This window comes from Thermoplasma sp. (genome assembly GCF_023256435.1).
Lineage (GTDB): Archaea > Thermoplasmatota > Thermoplasmata > Thermoplasmatales > Thermoplasmataceae > Thermoplasma.
Genome location: NZ_JAGDXM010000001.1, coordinates 1 through 15,230 on the forward strand (window position 1 = coordinate 1; position 15,230 = coordinate 15,230).

The 15,230-nt window shown below is 42.5% G+C and carries 15 protein-coding genes and 1 tRNA gene; 3 read left to right on the top strand and 13 right to left on the bottom strand.

Going from position 1 to position 15,230, the window contains the following annotated elements:
• The first annotated feature begins 174 nt into the window (after window positions 1-174).
• The gene (locus Q0C15_RS00005; protein ID WP_297214738.1) at window positions 175-1,068 is read left to right on the top strand and encodes a mechanosensitive ion channel family protein; all 894 of its coding nucleotides are present in this window, start codon (window positions 175-177) and stop codon (window positions 1,066-1,068) included.
• Between the two features lie 4 nt (window positions 1,069-1,072).
• Here the strand turns inward: Q0C15_RS00005 and Q0C15_RS00010 are convergent, their stop codons facing one another.
• The 3 genes from Q0C15_RS00010 to albA all read right to left on the bottom strand — a co-directional run bounded on the left by Q0C15_RS00010 (window position 1,073) and on the right by albA (window position 3,087).
• Complete coding sequence (locus tag Q0C15_RS00010) at window positions 1,073-1,846, bottom strand: hypothetical protein (protein ID WP_297214740.1); 774 nt, start codon at window positions 1,844-1,846, stop codon at window positions 1,073-1,075.
• 37 nt (window positions 1,847-1,883) lie between these two features.
• Window positions 1,884-2,696 carry an aldose 1-epimerase gene (locus Q0C15_RS00015; protein ID WP_297214742.1) on the bottom strand — a complete coding sequence of 271 codons (813 nt, stop codon included), beginning with the start codon at window positions 2,694-2,696 and terminating at the stop codon, window positions 1,884-1,886.
• 121 nt (window positions 2,697-2,817) lie between these two features.
• Entirely contained in the window at window positions 2,818-3,087 is a 270-nt protein-coding gene (gene albA / locus Q0C15_RS00020; RefSeq protein WP_010901321.1) for a DNA-binding protein Alba, read from the bottom strand.
• A 316-nt stretch (window positions 3,088-3,403) separates the two neighbouring features.
• On the opposite strand from albA, the gene Q0C15_RS00025 reads away from it, so the two are divergent.
• On the top strand, window positions 3,404-4,102 hold the full coding sequence (locus Q0C15_RS00025; protein WP_297214744.1) for an SDR family oxidoreductase: 699 nt from the start codon (window positions 3,404-3,406) through the stop codon (window positions 4,100-4,102).
• Between the two features lie 18 nt (window positions 4,103-4,120).
• On the opposite strand, the gene Q0C15_RS00030 is transcribed toward Q0C15_RS00025, so the two are convergent.
• The 3 genes from Q0C15_RS00030 to Q0C15_RS00040 all read right to left on the bottom strand — a co-directional run bounded on the left by Q0C15_RS00030 (window position 4,121) and on the right by Q0C15_RS00040 (window position 6,348).
• Complete coding sequence (locus tag Q0C15_RS00030; RefSeq protein ID WP_297214745.1) at window positions 4,121-5,335, bottom strand: MFS transporter; 1,215 nt, start codon at window positions 5,333-5,335, stop codon at window positions 4,121-4,123.
• 128 nt (window positions 5,336-5,463) lie between these two features.
• Complete coding sequence (locus Q0C15_RS00035) at window positions 5,464-6,258, bottom strand: prephenate dehydratase domain-containing protein (protein WP_297214747.1); 795 nt, start codon at window positions 6,256-6,258, stop codon at window positions 5,464-5,466.
• A 5-nt stretch (window positions 6,259-6,263) separates the two neighbouring features.
• Window positions 6,264-6,348: transfer RNA gene (locus tag Q0C15_RS00040), tRNA-Leu, on the bottom strand.
• Window positions 6,349-6,470: 122 nt separating this feature from the next.
• On the opposite strand from Q0C15_RS00040, the gene Q0C15_RS00045 reads away from it, so the two are divergent.
• The gene (locus Q0C15_RS00045; protein WP_010901325.1) at window positions 6,471-6,749 is read left to right on the top strand and encodes a hypothetical protein; all 279 of its coding nucleotides are present in this window, start codon (window positions 6,471-6,473) and stop codon (window positions 6,747-6,749) included.
• A gap of 485 nt (window positions 6,750-7,234) precedes the next feature.
• Here the strand turns inward: Q0C15_RS00045 and Q0C15_RS00050 are convergent, their stop codons facing one another.
• From Q0C15_RS00050 to Q0C15_RS00080, 7 genes are all read right to left on the bottom strand, one after another.
• On the bottom strand, window positions 7,235-7,975 hold the full coding sequence (locus Q0C15_RS00050) for a DNA polymerase sliding clamp (RefSeq protein ID WP_297214749.1): 741 nt from the start codon (window positions 7,973-7,975) through the stop codon (window positions 7,235-7,237).
• A gap of 199 nt (window positions 7,976-8,174) precedes the next feature.
• Entirely contained in the window at window positions 8,175-9,008 is an 834-nt protein-coding gene (locus Q0C15_RS00055; protein ID WP_297214750.1) for a hypothetical protein, read from the bottom strand.
• Window positions 9,009-10,310, bottom strand: a complete 1,302-nt coding sequence (locus Q0C15_RS00060) for a DUF58 domain-containing protein (protein WP_297214753.1) — start codon at window positions 10,308-10,310, stop codon at window positions 9,009-9,011. It abuts the gene before it with no gap.
• Entirely contained in the window at window positions 10,307-11,266 is a 960-nt protein-coding gene (locus tag Q0C15_RS00065; RefSeq protein WP_110641673.1) for a MoxR family ATPase, read from the bottom strand. Before Q0C15_RS00065 ends, Q0C15_RS00060 begins: the two co-directional genes overlap by 4 nt.
• Window positions 11,244-11,726 (bottom strand): hypothetical protein, encoded by a 483-nt coding sequence (locus Q0C15_RS00070; protein ID WP_297214756.1) that lies wholly within the window; start codon window positions 11,724-11,726, stop codon window positions 11,244-11,246. Before Q0C15_RS00070 ends, Q0C15_RS00065 begins: the two co-directional genes overlap by 23 nt.
• A complete protein-coding gene (locus Q0C15_RS00075; protein ID WP_297214758.1) occupies window positions 11,713-12,288 on the bottom strand; it encodes a hypothetical protein in 576 nt (191 codons plus the stop codon). The genes Q0C15_RS00070 and Q0C15_RS00075 overlap by 14 nt, the downstream gene beginning before the upstream one ends.
• Window positions 12,289-15,042, bottom strand: a complete 2,754-nt coding sequence (locus Q0C15_RS00080) for a carboxypeptidase-like regulatory domain-containing protein (protein ID WP_297214760.1) — start codon at window positions 15,040-15,042, stop codon at window positions 12,289-12,291.
• Window positions 15,043-15,230 lie beyond the last annotated feature (188 nt).

Consider the following 15,230-nt stretch of genomic DNA (forward strand, 5'->3'; position numbering starts at 1 on the left):
TGGAGATCGCTGCTTCAGGCTTGTACGGATGTCCGGAAAGGCAGATGTCTCTTCGCTGTAAGGAAGCTCCGATGCTTTAGCTTAGGTGTAGCTCACAATGCAGACAATTCAACTGAAAGTGATGATCAATTGTTCAAAAGGCTTATGGGTGAATGAAAAAAGGGGTGTAAAGACGTGGATAGGGGAAAGGTAAGATCGATAGTTCTGTACATAGTGATACTCGCAACAGTCATGGTTGCGTTGCTCGCACTGCTCTATACGGTCAGCTTATTCCATATAGTTCCGCTTAAATTTTCCCACGTTCTTTACGCCATTGTTATCGGCGTGATAATCTACGCAATAGTAAAGGTGATAGTGAAATACTTCGAACGTTTCTTCACAGCACATAAGGAGTACAGGCATCTTAAATATGTAACGTTCATCATAAGTCTCATCGGTTATTTCATAATAGCGCTGGCTGTTCTTGCCTCTCTGGGGATAAATGTCTCCTCGGTGATACTTGGTTCTGCTTTCATCAGCGCTGTCATCGGGCTTGCAGCTCAGACTGTTCTTTCCAACGTATTCGGAGGTCTGTTCGTCTCAGTGGTCAGACCGTTCAATGTTGGTGATCATGTGATAATTAATACATGGCAGTATGGTGCATTGCTGCCCTCCTATCCACCGAAATACTTCTCCAGAGACTTTATGGAGGCCTCGATGTACAGAGGCGTGATAATGGATATTTCAATGAACTATACCACGCTCCTTCTTGAATCTGGTGATATGGTGCGAATACCAAACGGAGTTGTTGTTCAGGCAGCCATAACAATCAGAAAGGGAATGGTAACTGTTCAGGCCAGATATGAAGTTCCCAAAACAATACCATTCGAAGAAATTGCTGGAAAGATCAAGGACCAAATAGCTGCTGAATACGATGTGAAGAATCTGGGGATATTCATAGACGAGAGCACAATAAATACCTATATCATGCTGATCAGAGGTGACTTTCCTGGGGAAGACGCCGATTCTATCAGAAGCTCAATACTTAAGAAGACTATGGCCGTAGTCGAACCTATGAAGACCCATTGATCCTTTATCTGTTGCTGCGACCGCCCCTGATCGATCCACTGTTGCTGAAAAACGCCGATATGTAATTTTCGGGTGTTTTTTCAAAATAAACGTTGAGACATTTTCCATCTATCCCGAGATCTGAGCAATCATGGGACTTAAAGGCAGGATAATTGTTCATCCCGTAATCGTATTCAAACTTCAATGACATTGTAAGTGAGTAAAAAGGCTTATCCTTATGCGCCGCGCAGAGCGCCAGTGGTAGTGTTCCCACCTTATGAATCAACGTGAGATCAGAGAGGACGGAATCTGAACCAACAACAACCGCATCGCTCATTGCAACTGCAAGGCACATTTCCGCATCTGTCGTAATGTATACATCCTTGCCCAAGTTGGCGATCTTTGCCGCCATGATGCGTCCCTCGAGCATGGGCCTGCTTTCAAGCACATATACCTTCTTCACATTATCAGATGACCTGATAAATTCCAGCACGTTGTGGCTATTGCTCATTGTTGTTATTACCTCGGTATCGATGAATTTAACCGCATTCGCTATTGATAAATGCTCCTGACTGAGAATGGTATCCCTGAAGTCTTCCGGTGACATTGATGCATCATTCAAAGCCAACTTTGCTGCGTTTCTGACCAATGCCATACCGATGAAGGCATCGCTTATCGCTTCAGCATATTTGACGTCTGGATTTCTTCTAATGAAAGAGAAAACCTTGATGGATAGATCAACCGATCCAGATGTCTTATCATTGATTATTCTTCTGAGTTCGTCCACAGCCTCCTTCATATGAACACCTACCACAGCTTGTGTTATGTCCTTAAATTCAAACCAAGGTTATGGAATATCCAAAGCTTATGGAATCTCCTGGATTAACAAGCCTGAGGCCTATACCATTGTTGAATGCATCAACGGCGGACATCATCGGTTCTATTGCAACTGATCTCCCAGCTGCATATTTTCCGTTATATATCACAAAGAAAGGCATATTGTGCTTTGATATCCTGATTCTACGCTTTCCCGTATTCAGGAGTATATCTGAATCTGCAAAAAATTGGTTATCAAATGTATTCTTATAACTGTCAGCTTCAAGAATCATCTTTTGCATTTTACCTGTGGGAAAGTATCCTTCATACTCCATTTTCCATACGGTCTTAGGGTCCTCTATCTCCCATCTGTTTTCATAGAGAAAGTATGGATGAAAACCAGCTGCAACCGGGCATCTCGTGTTTCCATCATTTATGACATTAACCTCACATTTATATGATTTACCAGTGATCGTGTGTCTTATTTTGACGTTGACGTGTGATGGGTATTCCGATCCTCCCTGGATATCGGTTTCCATCTCAACGGAATTATCGTCCATATGAGCGATCGCAAAGGATCTGTTAAGTAAAAGTCCGTGTATGCTATTGTTGCCCTCATTCTTTGGCAGATTGTACTCTATCCCATCTATGACATATTTTGCATTTCTTATCCTGTTAGCATATGGGAACAGGAATGCAGATCCAAAATGTGTCGGAATATCATCGTAGGATCGCATCAATATGTCCGTACCATCAAGCATTAGTGAGTCCAGATGAGAACCTATCTCCGATACCGATATCATACTATTATCGTATCTGACTTCCATTAGCATATAGAAGTCAGTCTTAGATTGAATATAATATTTGCCAAATCTATTTGGTCTGGAGAAACGTTGATTCAATATGAAACAAACCTATTCAATATTTTAAATAAAACAATATCTGCCACGCAATTCAGCGTGACAGTGTAATCTCTATGGACGAAACGTTAGAACTTCCCCTCTCTCCCTGAAGGGTTTCTGTATCCAGTTTAATCTCCTCGTATTTTGCGTCTGGTATGAATTTGTGCCTTGTAATCTCTGCAACATCTACTGCCTTGCTGATAGTCTTTCCACGTGCTTTTATTATTATTTTATTGGCGTTATTGTTGAACTGGGTGACCACTGCAAGTACGTAGTTCATTGTCGGCTTTTTTCCTACAAAGATTATGTTCTCCTCTGCCATTTTTGATCACTACTGATACGGATTTCTGCTTAATATATAACAGTATCGCAGAGTGACATTGACTTATTGATCCTTTATACCCACAACTTCAAACGTTGGAAATCTATTCTTTGTTGGATTCGCTTTGGATGGTTATATCCTGAATCTTAGACGCGTTTGTTTATGGATATGAGGACGATTTAGCGGTTAATAAGAATAGGCAAATCATTCCATGGCCTGCCACATTGATATTGGTGTTTAGTAGGTTTCTATAGGGATCTGTTTTGGTACCCGATTGCTACATAATTGCTATATTCGACCTAGATTATTGTTCATTATGGAAGAAAAAAATGCCCTTTTGATTGGTGCCAGCGAGACATTCGGATTTTTCACGGCAAGAAAACTACTTCATGCTGGCTTCAAGGTAACGATCAACTCAAGGAACGAAGACAAACTCTCCTCAATGAAGCATGAACTTGAGTCTGAAGGTGAAATCCATTACCTGACTGGCGATGTATCCAGCGCATCAACTCTGAAGTCAATAATGGATCGATATGGAGATAGCGGACTCGACGCAGTAATCTTCGGCCTGGGAGGCTATGATGCAGATGATATAGAGAATCCAAGGAGCCTGAGGGAGATGTTTGAAAACAACGTCTTCCTACCGTTTGAGACATTCTCCGCGATCCTGAATATAATGCGCAATCCTTCATCAGCAATATTCATCAGCAGCATCTACTCCAGCCTCATCGTATCAGATCATTCATTATCATATTCAGGAAGCAAGGCCGCACTTAACAGAATGGTTGCTTCCTCCGCCAAGATGCTTCTCAAGAGAGGAATACGCGTGAATGCCGTGATGACGACTTCCATGGAGGAAAAACGGCATACCGAGAGATCCATTCTTTTCAATCCTGGGAAGCAATCCATAGATCCGGATCTCGTGGCAAATGTTGTGACCTTCCTTGCTGAGGAAACGTCCATGGGGATAACGGGATCTGTTATTACCGTGGATCAGGGATTCTCACTTAGATAGCATAAATCCATCATTTTGCTATGATCGCTTGGGTGAATAGAGAAGAAAGTATGATACCAGTCCGGAAAACAGCAGTAGCAGCGATACAACTATCATTCCAAGAAAAATGTGCCCTGGTGACACAAAGAGAGATCCAAGAAACACGGGAATCACGGCTACACCAATGTTTGTGGCTACGCTGAACATCGCTGTTGAGAATCCTGCGTCCTCAGGTTTAGGAGAATAGTATGTGACTGAGGTCATTGCCATGGACCAGTAGGCGTTTCCGAAGAAGCCAAAGAGGAAAAAGAGGATCCCGATCAGGTAAAGAGATCTTGAAAACTCAAGAGAGATCATCATGGAGAATCCAAACACAAAAGCCATCGATCCCGTGGAAACAAGACCGTATTTTAGGTTCTGATTCCTACCGAAGAGAGGCGGCAGCACCATTGCACCGACAGCAGATCCGAGGAAGGCAAGGCCACCAAAGAGACCACCAGCCTCTAAGGCTGTTGACACCTTGAATCCATGGAGTATAAGCACGGATGATGCTATGCTTCCAAACATGACCGACATTGCTGATATCGTTAGGCCAACATACCAGTTCTTCAACATACCGATCTTGAACAAACCTTTGAATTTGCGTGGAGAGTAATAACTTGGAAATTTACCTTTGAATATCAGGAACATGATCGCTATGATGAAGGCCGCGATGGCTGGAATTTCAAGAACGGCATCAAGAGGCAGAACAATGATCATATATGGCGTCAACAGGGCGCCGATGGCCATGCCAAGAAACAGAGATCCAACACTGAAGCCTATCAGACTATGGCTTCTAGAACCTCCAAATACCTCGGCTATGCTCCCCACGGGTGCCATTGCCAGCGGGTATCCTATTGCTGCCAATATCGAGAGGAGGAGAAACGGAATATAACCTTGTAATACCGGTCTCAGACCCAGACCTATGACTGTCAACACCGCTGACGCCAGTACAGAGTTCCCAACCTTCCCTTTGAATGATAGATAACCTGCGAGCAATCCGAATACGACCATGGTGTATCCATATGCAGAGATTATGACAAGCAGATCAGATGGTGATGTATGTAGGATCCTTGTGAGATCCGGAATTATCGGTGCAATCATGAACCAGCCAAAACCTATGAAAAACAGCAACGCAAGATATAGGCCAAATATTCTATTATTCCCCTTTTCAACCATGGTGACTGCCCTTGGATACTTTTCCGCATCGCGCAAGAGAATATCAATCTATCTTATCTTTTGTTACATAAATCGGATTATACAAGGGAAGCATATTCTGTAACCTTTGTACGAATCCGGAAATGCGGCATGATTGAACATGTGATGTCATCCTAACCCCCCGATCATTGAGATTTATACTGCATTGGATCAAACGATCCCTTGTAAAATAGCTTTATTGAACGATCCTTGAGGGATTCCATGAGACTAACATCAAACTTCCCGGAAAATTCAATATAGAAATAATATTTCCAGATGTTGTTTCTAAGAGGCCTGGAATATATCATATTCATATTTATGTGTCTATCTGAAAAGACTCCGATTAGATTATAAAGGGAACCAGGTTCGTCCGGTATGATCGACATGATTGAATGCCTGCTCCCATCAGTCTTTCTTTCCTTGGATATCACAATAAATCTAGTTATGTTTGGTGTATCTTGATCGATCTTTACCATGTGCTTCAGTTCGTATTCCACAGCGGCCCTTTTTGAACATAGTGCGGCACTCTTCTCATCCCTGCTTGCAAGATCTGCAGCTTCTGACGTGCTAACCGTTCTAATTACCTCGATATTACCCAACTTCTCTAGGAATTCTCTTGCTTCTGCAATTGCGTGCGGATGGGAATACACTCTTTCGATGTCATTTATCTCTACCTTTGATGCAAGAAATATCTCTATAGGAAAATCTATGGATCTGGTGATGTAGACACTGTCATGTCTGAAAAGTCCATCCAGTGTTTCGTTCACCGGCCCTTCTATGCTGTTTTCTATCGGGACAACACCATACTGATCAGTTTCCACTACCTTCTGGTAGATGGCGCTTATCGATCTCTCTGGTTTTACCTCTTTCCCCAGAGCTTCAGCAACCTCATGTGAAAAGCTACCCCGCGGACCAAGATAGAATATCGTTTTATCAGACATCTCCATGCGAGGGGCGGGATTTGAACCCGCGAACCCCTTCGGGACAGGATCTTAAGTCCTGCACTGTTGGCCTGGCTTAGTTACCCTCGCGTTTCTGCGATACATATATCACATAATAATCTTTCCGGGATCGACCTGATGCTGACGTTATAACCATTGCTGTCATATCAAAAACTCAGGAACATTAATATCTCATAACCATATGAGGTCATATGGCATTTCCCGGTGGCAATTTTCCAACAGATGGTGAGCTTGTTGAATTTGAAACGGAAGAGGAACCAAAATGGATCACAGTAAAATTGAAGGATGGATCCGTCCTGCAGATAAAGATGGAAATAGTTTCAATTCTCAGAAATGGAAATGATCCCAACACAGGAATACCAAATTATATGATACAGGCCACCAATATAATACGGCTTGTAAAGGTGCCGAAGGAGCTCATAGTGAAACCGAAGAAAGGAAACGAGCAGGGCGGCCAGCTCTATAGATGATCTGAAATGTTCCCCTAGCTAAAGCCTAGAGCTTCTTTGTAGGTATATCCGTTATTTACCTCTCATCCGAGTCCTCAGATCTTCCCATAAGCGAAGAGACATACGTTCACACAGGTATGTTTTTATAAAACAAAGAACCGATATATTGAGGCGTATACTAATACAGTGCAAGTCTTATTCCCATAAATCTTACAAAATTATCATTGAATTTTTCATATGCTGGGATCCTTGTATTACATCTTTAAATAAAAGTTAGTGGTTTGTGGGAAGCAGTAATTCTCCTTCTTCGTAAAGAGATGCACGGATTTCTCCCAATGGAAATATTTATAGATTGTCTTCCCACATTCATTTGCATCATCCACGATGGCTAAGTGAACGATACTTGAGTGGGATCGGTGCGATCCGAAGCTTCAGCTGAGGAGTAGCTCACAGACCTGAGTTTACGGCCCAGAAATCAGTAACTTTCGCATAAATATGTTGGTAAATCACTGTTCCATTCTGGGGGCGAGCAGGAAAAGCCCCTTTATCTTTGCATCAGGATTCTGATCAAGACTGAATTCTACAGACAGCGGATAATCATCTCTGAAGCTCAACTTCAGCGAATCGGTGGAGGATATTGCCTTTATGAACTTGAGCAGATATTCCAGAGGATATGAGCTTTTTATCGTGGTATTGCATGACATGTCCGTTATCATATCCTTGGGCAGTATCATCTCTGATTCTTCCGACTCAGAATGTGAATATGCCTTGAAGCCGTCCGGAGATAGCGTGAACCTGATGGAGTCTGATATATCCTCAGCGGCTCTCAGCCCTCTCTCAAAATCTGACTTTTTGACAACAGCATAGTACTCTGATGTTATGTTTGGTATCTTCGGAGTAACTATGGTGGATGGATCGAGCAGTGATATGCTCTTATTTATGGTTCCTAGCTCAAATTTAAGCTTCTCACCATCCTTGGTTATGCCCACGTTCTCGGAGGAGTTTGCCAGCCTTATCACCGATTTCAGTCTGTCTATATCAAGAGCGATCTCCTCCTGCCCATCGATATGAAACTCCACAAATGCCTCCTTTGGAACTTCAAGTCTTATCATCGCCACATGGGCTGGATCGACTGCGGTAACGCTCATACCGCTGTCGTCAACCTTGAACTTTGCCTCGGATACTATCGTACTCAGTAAATCCGTTATTTCCTTAAGATTCCTCACGGAAAGATTCAATCTGATCATATCACAACACCATTCATACAGCTTCTTCGATTAGTCCATTACCTTACTGATGGAAGTGAATCATGTTCATCGAACATGCAACACGTCCTCAATGCAGTTTTCTCAACGATCGATCAACCGCAAAAACAGATAATGCTGAAAAATATAAATTTTTGTTTCCATAGGGCTGCAGGTATATTTTACAGTCTGAACCAGACCGTCATGCGCCATTACTTTTCCTCCCTGGATCGGTGCGTATAATGGCATAGATCATGACCACTATGACTATGGATATAGCCAGAAACTGAAGCGAAAAACGAGACATGGCCGTTATGAAATAGAATGATGCGCCACCGAGTATGGAACCGTAGAGTACGGAATACGCGAACGACCTCGATCTGTCCATCGATCTGTTTCCGTTTCTGTACGCCGCGACAATTATAGATACCATGGATACCACAAAACCTCCGATAAGATAGGAGTTTATAGGTATGGTGAAGGTAGCAAGGGGGAGACTGAATTCATAACCGTAAACAACGAGCGTGTACATTGCTTCGTATTCCATGAGCTCAACGTACATATACGACGTGAAAAACGGATAGCCCGTTTCCCTGAAAACTATGAAGGCCGCCATAAGATCCAGAAATGTAAGGGATGAAAATGCCATCAGCGTTATCACTGAATAAAGCTTCCCAGCAAAGATGCCCTCAAGGAGCGTCACTATGCCTATGACGAGCGTGATGGAAACCATGAAGGGCTCATTGACCGGCGTACCAATTACAAGGTATCTCTTCGATATTGCACCTGATACCGATGCGGCCCATATCAGTATAGATACCGCAGCTATCAAAATGGCAGCGGGATATACAAAACCGCGAATACTCTTGCCAAGAAACCGCCTTAAGATGGGTAAAAATGCAAACAGAAAGAGGATAAACGGATTCGCATAGGAAAATGTGCGTGGGAGTATATAGATAGCCATGATTATGGCAGGCATCATCACGCCAAAATTGACGAGATTTCCTATTATCGTTTCCCTTGATGCTGTATCCATTCACTCACCCATATTTGTCATCTTTGCATAGAGGTATGAGGAAACCAGCTTGCGATATGCATCCTTTGTTCCAACAACCTCTGTTCTGAACCCAAAGCGTCTCATTATCTCTCTCTTCTTCTGCATTATACTGTTCTGCTTGTGAAAGAGAGTTGTTCTCAGCGTCCTGTTTTCATCACCTGTGATGACGAACTCATAAGGATTAACTATGAAGAACATGGCCTTGAATGAACCGATCAAATCCCTAACTGAAGCAGGATCCTCGTCATACTCGAATGAGCTTATTATGAACATCATAGTTGTTTTCTTGATCTTTCTTCTGAGAAAATCAATAGATGTCGCAAGAGAAAATGATCCTGATGGTCTGAGATCTGATATTACTTTCTGCAGGTTTTCTATGGGTGCTGCAGTTCTCTCTGGCGGAATGTACACATTTACCTCCGATGACCATATGAGATAACCCACACCATCCTGATTCTTCCTTATCTTATATGATGTCTTTATAACATCAGCCATGATGGAGTCGAACATCCTCTTTCCATCATGACCCTGGTTCATGCCGTTCCCATAGTCAATCAGAAAGAGAACATCCATTATGCGCTCCTCCTCCATCTGCTTAACATAGATGTCATCGCCCTTCATTTTACCCAGCATGGACCAGGCAACGTACCTGATCTCATCTCCCGGCACGTATTCTCTCAGCGTGAGAAAATCGTATCCCTGTCCTGCCTTCTTGTTATAGTGTATGCCGGTATAGTAGAGCATATTGCTTATGCGTTCGCTTCTGGCTGCCATTATTTCACTGAGCGCAGGAGCCACCTTCAGATCCACCATTCTAGAAACCTCAGCCCTTTCAACAGACAGACGCATCCCATCCTCCGTGTAAACAGAGACTGGGCCCAGCCTGTAACGTCCTATCGTGTTTGGCGTAACTATGAACTTCCTGACCACCCTTTCGAACGGCTTCAGGGAAAGGAAACCCTCAAAATCTCCTGCCATCTTGAATGTATCAGACGAATAGACATAGTAATGAAACGACGTGGGCGAATTGTTCTTATTGAGAAAGGCTATGGTGAATTCCTTTGGTGAGAATTTTCTTGCCTTCTCGTTCTCCGCAGATATATCGACCTCTATGTTTCTCACAAGCCTTGCAGTGGTGAGATTGAAGATGAGTATATCTGAGGCGAAGACAAAGAAGAGTATGATTGAAAAGATTATGTAATACTTATAACCAAGGAGTATGGATTCGAAGATGTTGTATACGGACGCACTAAGAATTAGATAACCAGACTTTCTTATCATTTCGGAACCGATACCTCTGAGATCACACGATCAATTATTCGCTTGACTATCAGCTTTGGATCATCTGTCTCATCCATTATCGCTTCAGGTTTCAGTATAAGCCTGTGATTGAGGATCTCAAAGGCCATGAAAGTTATGTCCTCAGGTATCACATAACTCCTGCCGCTTATCAGCGCATTGGCCCTCGCTGCTTTCATGTACTTTGCAGTGGTTCTAGGGCTGGCGCCAAGGTATACAAGTTCATTCTCGCGCGTGCGTCTCATCAGATCCACCAGATACTGTTTTATCTCATCCGATATGTAAACGTTGTCCACCTGAGATCTGAATTCCAGGATCTCGTCCGGCATAAGCACAAGCGAAGGATCTTCGTATTTTCCTATGGAATTCAGTATATTCAGTTCCTCTTCTCTGCTTGGATATTCGAGATAGTATCTGAACAGAAAGCGGTCCATAAGAGCCTCGGCAAGTGGAAATGTTCCTTCCTGCTCTATAGGGTTCTGGGTAGCTATCACGAAAAATGGCTTCGGTAGAGGGTGCGTCTCTCCACCTATTGTAACCTGTGTCTCCTCCATCGCCTCCAGCAGAGCAGACTGCACCTTTGGTGGCGTCCTGTTGATCTCATCAGCCAAAACCACATTGGCGAATATTGGGCCTTCCTTGAATTCCATTTTTCTTGATTCTATGTTAAACATTATTGTGCCTGTCACGTCTGATGGAAGCATATCCGGTGTGAACTGGATCCTCCTGAACTTCATCTTGGTGTGCCTTGCAAATTCGTTGGCGAGCATGGTCTTTGCCAGACCCGGCACCCCTTCCATGAGCATGTGATTGCCTGTCAGTAGCGCTATGAACATGAAACGTACTATTCGTCTGGATCCTATCACGCGTTTCCCTATACTTTCCTCTATACTTATGACCGTATTTCTCAGATTTTCAAGGTCTTCCGCCGCTTCCATAATCCTCACCAAGTATTAGCTTATCAAACTTCATTCTGGCAAGCTGATCATATATTCTCGATATCTCAGAAAATATACGCTCCCTCTCCTCTCTTGCCCTCTTTCTCCTTCTCCTGCCGGGAGAGTTTAACATTTCAGTGTATTTTTTGTATTGTTTTATGTAATATTTGTACTGTTCGATTATATCCTTGACCGATTCAAAATCCTTCGAGACCTTATTCATGTAATAATCAATGTCATTGTCTCTGACATGGGGGTATTCCTGATTTATATAATTATCTGGAACGTTGAATTGCTCCTTTTTCTGACTGTCTGTTGGATAATCATCTGGAACTCCACGTTTTGAATAATGTCTCACGACGAACACCATTATGAAAAGCATCACGGCAGGGATAAGAAAACGGAATATGACCAGTGGGTAGGCTATTATGTTGGAAAACATGGTACTAAGTATTGACATTCGTGTCCTCACCTCTGAAATACAGCTTGGTTATATCCATATAGTTATATATCCCGGTCAGACGATCGATGATATCCCCGCTATCCTCTATCGCAGAATCAGAATATTTAGCCCGTTCGTAATAGAGAAGATAAAACTCGGTAAGCTTGACAAAACAAGCGACCTTAGGATCGGTTGATGTTAGATCGATGCCAGAAATGCGATCTACTATGAATTTACCGTCAACAATGGCTTCCTCAGGAAGATCTATTCCGAGACCTTTCAGCGTTTCGACTATGAAGGATCTTTCGCCATTCTGCCCGAGCGCCTGAACACCAAAATATCTGATATAGTCATTTTTTACCTCAGAATACGCCGATATTATCGCATCCTTTACCTTTCCTTCTGTTATGTTCTTCCTGGCGGATACTATGGTCGGAACATCACCCACAGTCTTTACCTTTATGACGGTCTTCACCTCTTCCTTGACCCTTTTACGACCAAAGTTAAAAAGTGATTTCTTCTGCTTCTTCTGAGGTTCAGAATTGAAATCTATCTTTGCCTGCTTATCATCATCTGCCAATCAGATCACCTCTATGCTGGTTTGATATTCCTGTATTGTACCATTTAAATATTGCCTGTAATACTTGGTGAAATCAGCCGCAGGATAGTTTATTATAACGACTATCTCGGATGACGGATTTATGTAAATATTTCCGATAGTAACATTATCCGAATTTATTGGCTCTGTTACGTTAGGCATGCCGTTCGTTTCAATGTACATGGTGGTATTGTTTATTGATACGTTGAAGCCTATAAATGTTATATTGTGTATGTATCCGGTTACGAAGGCGCTCTGGCTTCCGGTTATGTTAAATTGATTAATAACAGTAGAATTATCTATTAGCCCGTATACATGCTGAGATTTGAAACTTTTAACTACGTTCGTAACATTGAATACAACTGTTCTCGTTGTAAACGTTGAATTCAGCTTCACAGCTGTGGAATTCACAGGATTCACATTTGAAACTTTAAGGAAGGCTTTGAATTCATATGTACCGGCGGTCAACAGATAGGCAACTTCAGTCTTGACCGTTCTGCCAGTGTAGTTCACAGAGGGCGAGACGCCTGATCCTGAGAGGATAGAGAAATACCATGAGGTTACTGACTCGTTTTCCACAACGATCAGGTACGGTTTCAGATCGGATGAAATGCTCATATTCGAAGAAAGCTGAGTGTAGTTGTGGAACGGCAGGAACGATGCGTTGCTGTAGGTGAAAGTGTAATTGGATCTTGGCAGAGTATAATTCACATACAGTCTGCTGCCGTTATCTGCAAGCGATGGTTTTATTTCGAAACTGCCCCCATTCATGATTATATTTGCTTCGGGTATTCTCTGACCGGTCAGATTGAAGAACCTCGAGTAGTTGTATAGATCAAATGAAAGCCTGTATAGCGTTCTGTTTATCAGATTTACGTTTTCATGCGTATCTGCAGTGAGGTTTACGCTCAGGTTCCCCTTGTAATCAAGGAAATAAAACCTCATGTGATAATAACCCGAATAATACAGAGTCAGATTATCTGTACCAGCTGCGCTCGTATTCCCAAGGTACCTGTATTCCTTCGTGTCAAATATCATGAACATTTCAAATTCCGAATTATCTACTGTTCTACCATTGTCAACGAATGTTAGGTTCAGGTATAGCATCTTCACACCGCTTATGGACGATGCATTCAGGCTTGGACTGTATGATATAGGTACGGAAAGAGGTGTGGATTGCGATATTCCCACTCCAAGAGATGCTGCAGGAGTAAGATTTTTGGTGATGACCGTATTGCTTGATATACTTTCGTTGAATTTTTCAGTGATATATCCAGGCGAACTGATACTAAATGTGTAATTCCCCTGCATGAGTGAAATATTACCGGATCCATTGAAGGAAAGGTTAGCCACAGGAACACCGCCTGAGTATACTGTAATGTTATAGGGAATTGGGCTTGTGTAATTCCCAATGTTGAACCTAACGTTATCGGAGGATCCGGGAAGGGGAACAAAGACAAGATTATGAACCGTAATGGCCTTCAATATCGCCACTGAAAAATTATCAGGATAGAATCCCGGTGCGTATGCGGTGAAATTGTAATACCCTTCCGACAGGAGCGTTATATTATAATAGCCGAGATTGTTTGTTCTGTTTATGATGTAAAAACCTGTTCCCTGAACTGATATTGTGAAATTTATGTAATGATTCGTTATGGGAATGATAAGACCGCTGTCGTTGTAATATGCTAAGCCTCTTAATACGTAAATTCCGCTGGAATTTGCTATTATGCTTGACTGGTTCATGTGCGATATTATGGACGACTGCTTACCACCAAGTATGGGATCAGCCACAGGCAATGTTATGTTGACATTGCTGACGTTTGATGTCACCATCAGGGTAGCATTTCCATATCCATATCCTGGCGCTGTGGCAAGTAAAAGGACAGGGCCGGCACTGACGTTTATAGTGTAAAATCCAGTTGCATTGGCGTAAACGTAGGTACCGTCATATATAACCTGGGCGCCACCCACGTTATTGCCTTCAGTGTTCTTAACAAAACCAGAAACAACTATGTCTCTGATTCCAGACGAGTACAACGTTATGTTCTGGAAAAGATTCTTTCCGTTCACTGTGATCGTCTCAGGTGTTACGTTAGCCGCAAAACCTGGTTTCGAAACACTCACAATATATGTACCATTATAGAGGCTAGCTTCATAGCTTCCCACGGAATTGGATTGAGCCTCGATGCTCTTTCCATGCGTGAAGAACAGGAATACATCTGGTATATGTGTGCCATTAAAGATCGTGAATCCATGTACATAATATTTTTCAGATGGCCTGAAACTAAGATTCAGCCATACGGTTCCCGATGTTATAAAATTGAAGTAATGATAGACTGTGTTGTATCCATATACAAAAAATGCCAGGTTGGCCCTTCCTGTTTTCAGTACGCCTATCCGGTAATATCCATTGGATGAAACGCTGTAATACGTGGAATATGGACCAGCAGCTACAGTCAGGAGCGTGTCTGAAATCTTGGCCCCGGAAGTACCGTTTAAGATGTAACCCTCAATCCATATAGTTCCGTTTCCAGTAGGTATGAAGTAGGATGAGTTCAGACCAACGGAATACTTATTGATACTTTGATTCATGAATATTATCTGTTCCTTTGGCATTTTGTTTATCTTCATGTGTATTGGATTGCCCGTAGGATAACCTACATTTGCAAAGGCAAATATTGACGAAAAGATAATAATACCCAATACGACCAAAGCTAGATATTTAGGAGACAATATCAAACTACCGCAATACCATATTTAAATTTTTCTACGCTGTTATCATTTCCTGAACCAATCATCCTGTGTTCGATCCAAAAGATATCATCCCTTCGTTTAAAAGAGAAGGTGGGGTTTGGGGGAAGCTGTGAATCTCAACAGCTTTAGCGATGAGATACACGGACTTCCCTCAATGTAGAGTTTTT

Bases quoted from the DNA above. Each gene is read 5' to 3' on its own strand.
- Q0C15_RS00050 (WP_297214749.1), bottom strand. From the start codon at position 7,975: ATGATCAGATTGAATCTTTCCGTGAGGAATCTTAAGGAAATAACGGAT.
- Q0C15_RS00055 (WP_297214750.1), bottom strand. From the start codon at position 9,008: ATGGATACAGCATCAAGGGAAACGATAATAGGAAATCTCGTCAATTTT.
- albA (WP_010901321.1), bottom strand. From the start codon at position 3,087: ATGGCAGAGGAGAACATAATCTTTGTAGGAAAAAAGCCGACAATGAAC.
- Q0C15_RS00045 (WP_010901325.1), top strand. From the start codon at position 6,471: ATGGCATTTCCCGGTGGCAATTTTCCAACAGATGGTGAGCTTGTTGAA.
- Q0C15_RS00060 (WP_297214753.1), bottom strand. From the start codon at position 10,310: ATGATAAGAAAGTCTGGTTATCTAATTCTTAGTGCGTCCGTATACAAC.
- Q0C15_RS00070 (WP_297214756.1), bottom strand. From the start codon at position 11,726: ATGTCAATACTTAGTACCATGTTTTCCAACATAATAGCCTACCCACTG.
- Q0C15_RS00010 (WP_297214740.1), bottom strand. From the start codon at position 1,846: ATGAAGGAGGCTGTGGACGAACTCAGAAGAATAATCAATGATAAGACA.
- Q0C15_RS00065 (WP_110641673.1), bottom strand. From the start codon at position 11,266: ATGGAAGCGGCGGAAGACCTTGAAAATCTGAGAAATACGGTCATAAGT.
- Q0C15_RS00015 (WP_297214742.1), bottom strand. From the start codon at position 2,696: ATGCTAATGGAAGTCAGATACGATAATAGTATGATATCGGTATCGGAG.
- Q0C15_RS00025 (WP_297214744.1), top strand. From the start codon at position 3,404: ATGGAAGAAAAAAATGCCCTTTTGATTGGTGCCAGCGAGACATTCGGA.
- Q0C15_RS00035 (WP_297214747.1), bottom strand. From the start codon at position 6,258: ATGTCTGATAAAACGATATTCTATCTTGGTCCGCGGGGTAGCTTTTCA.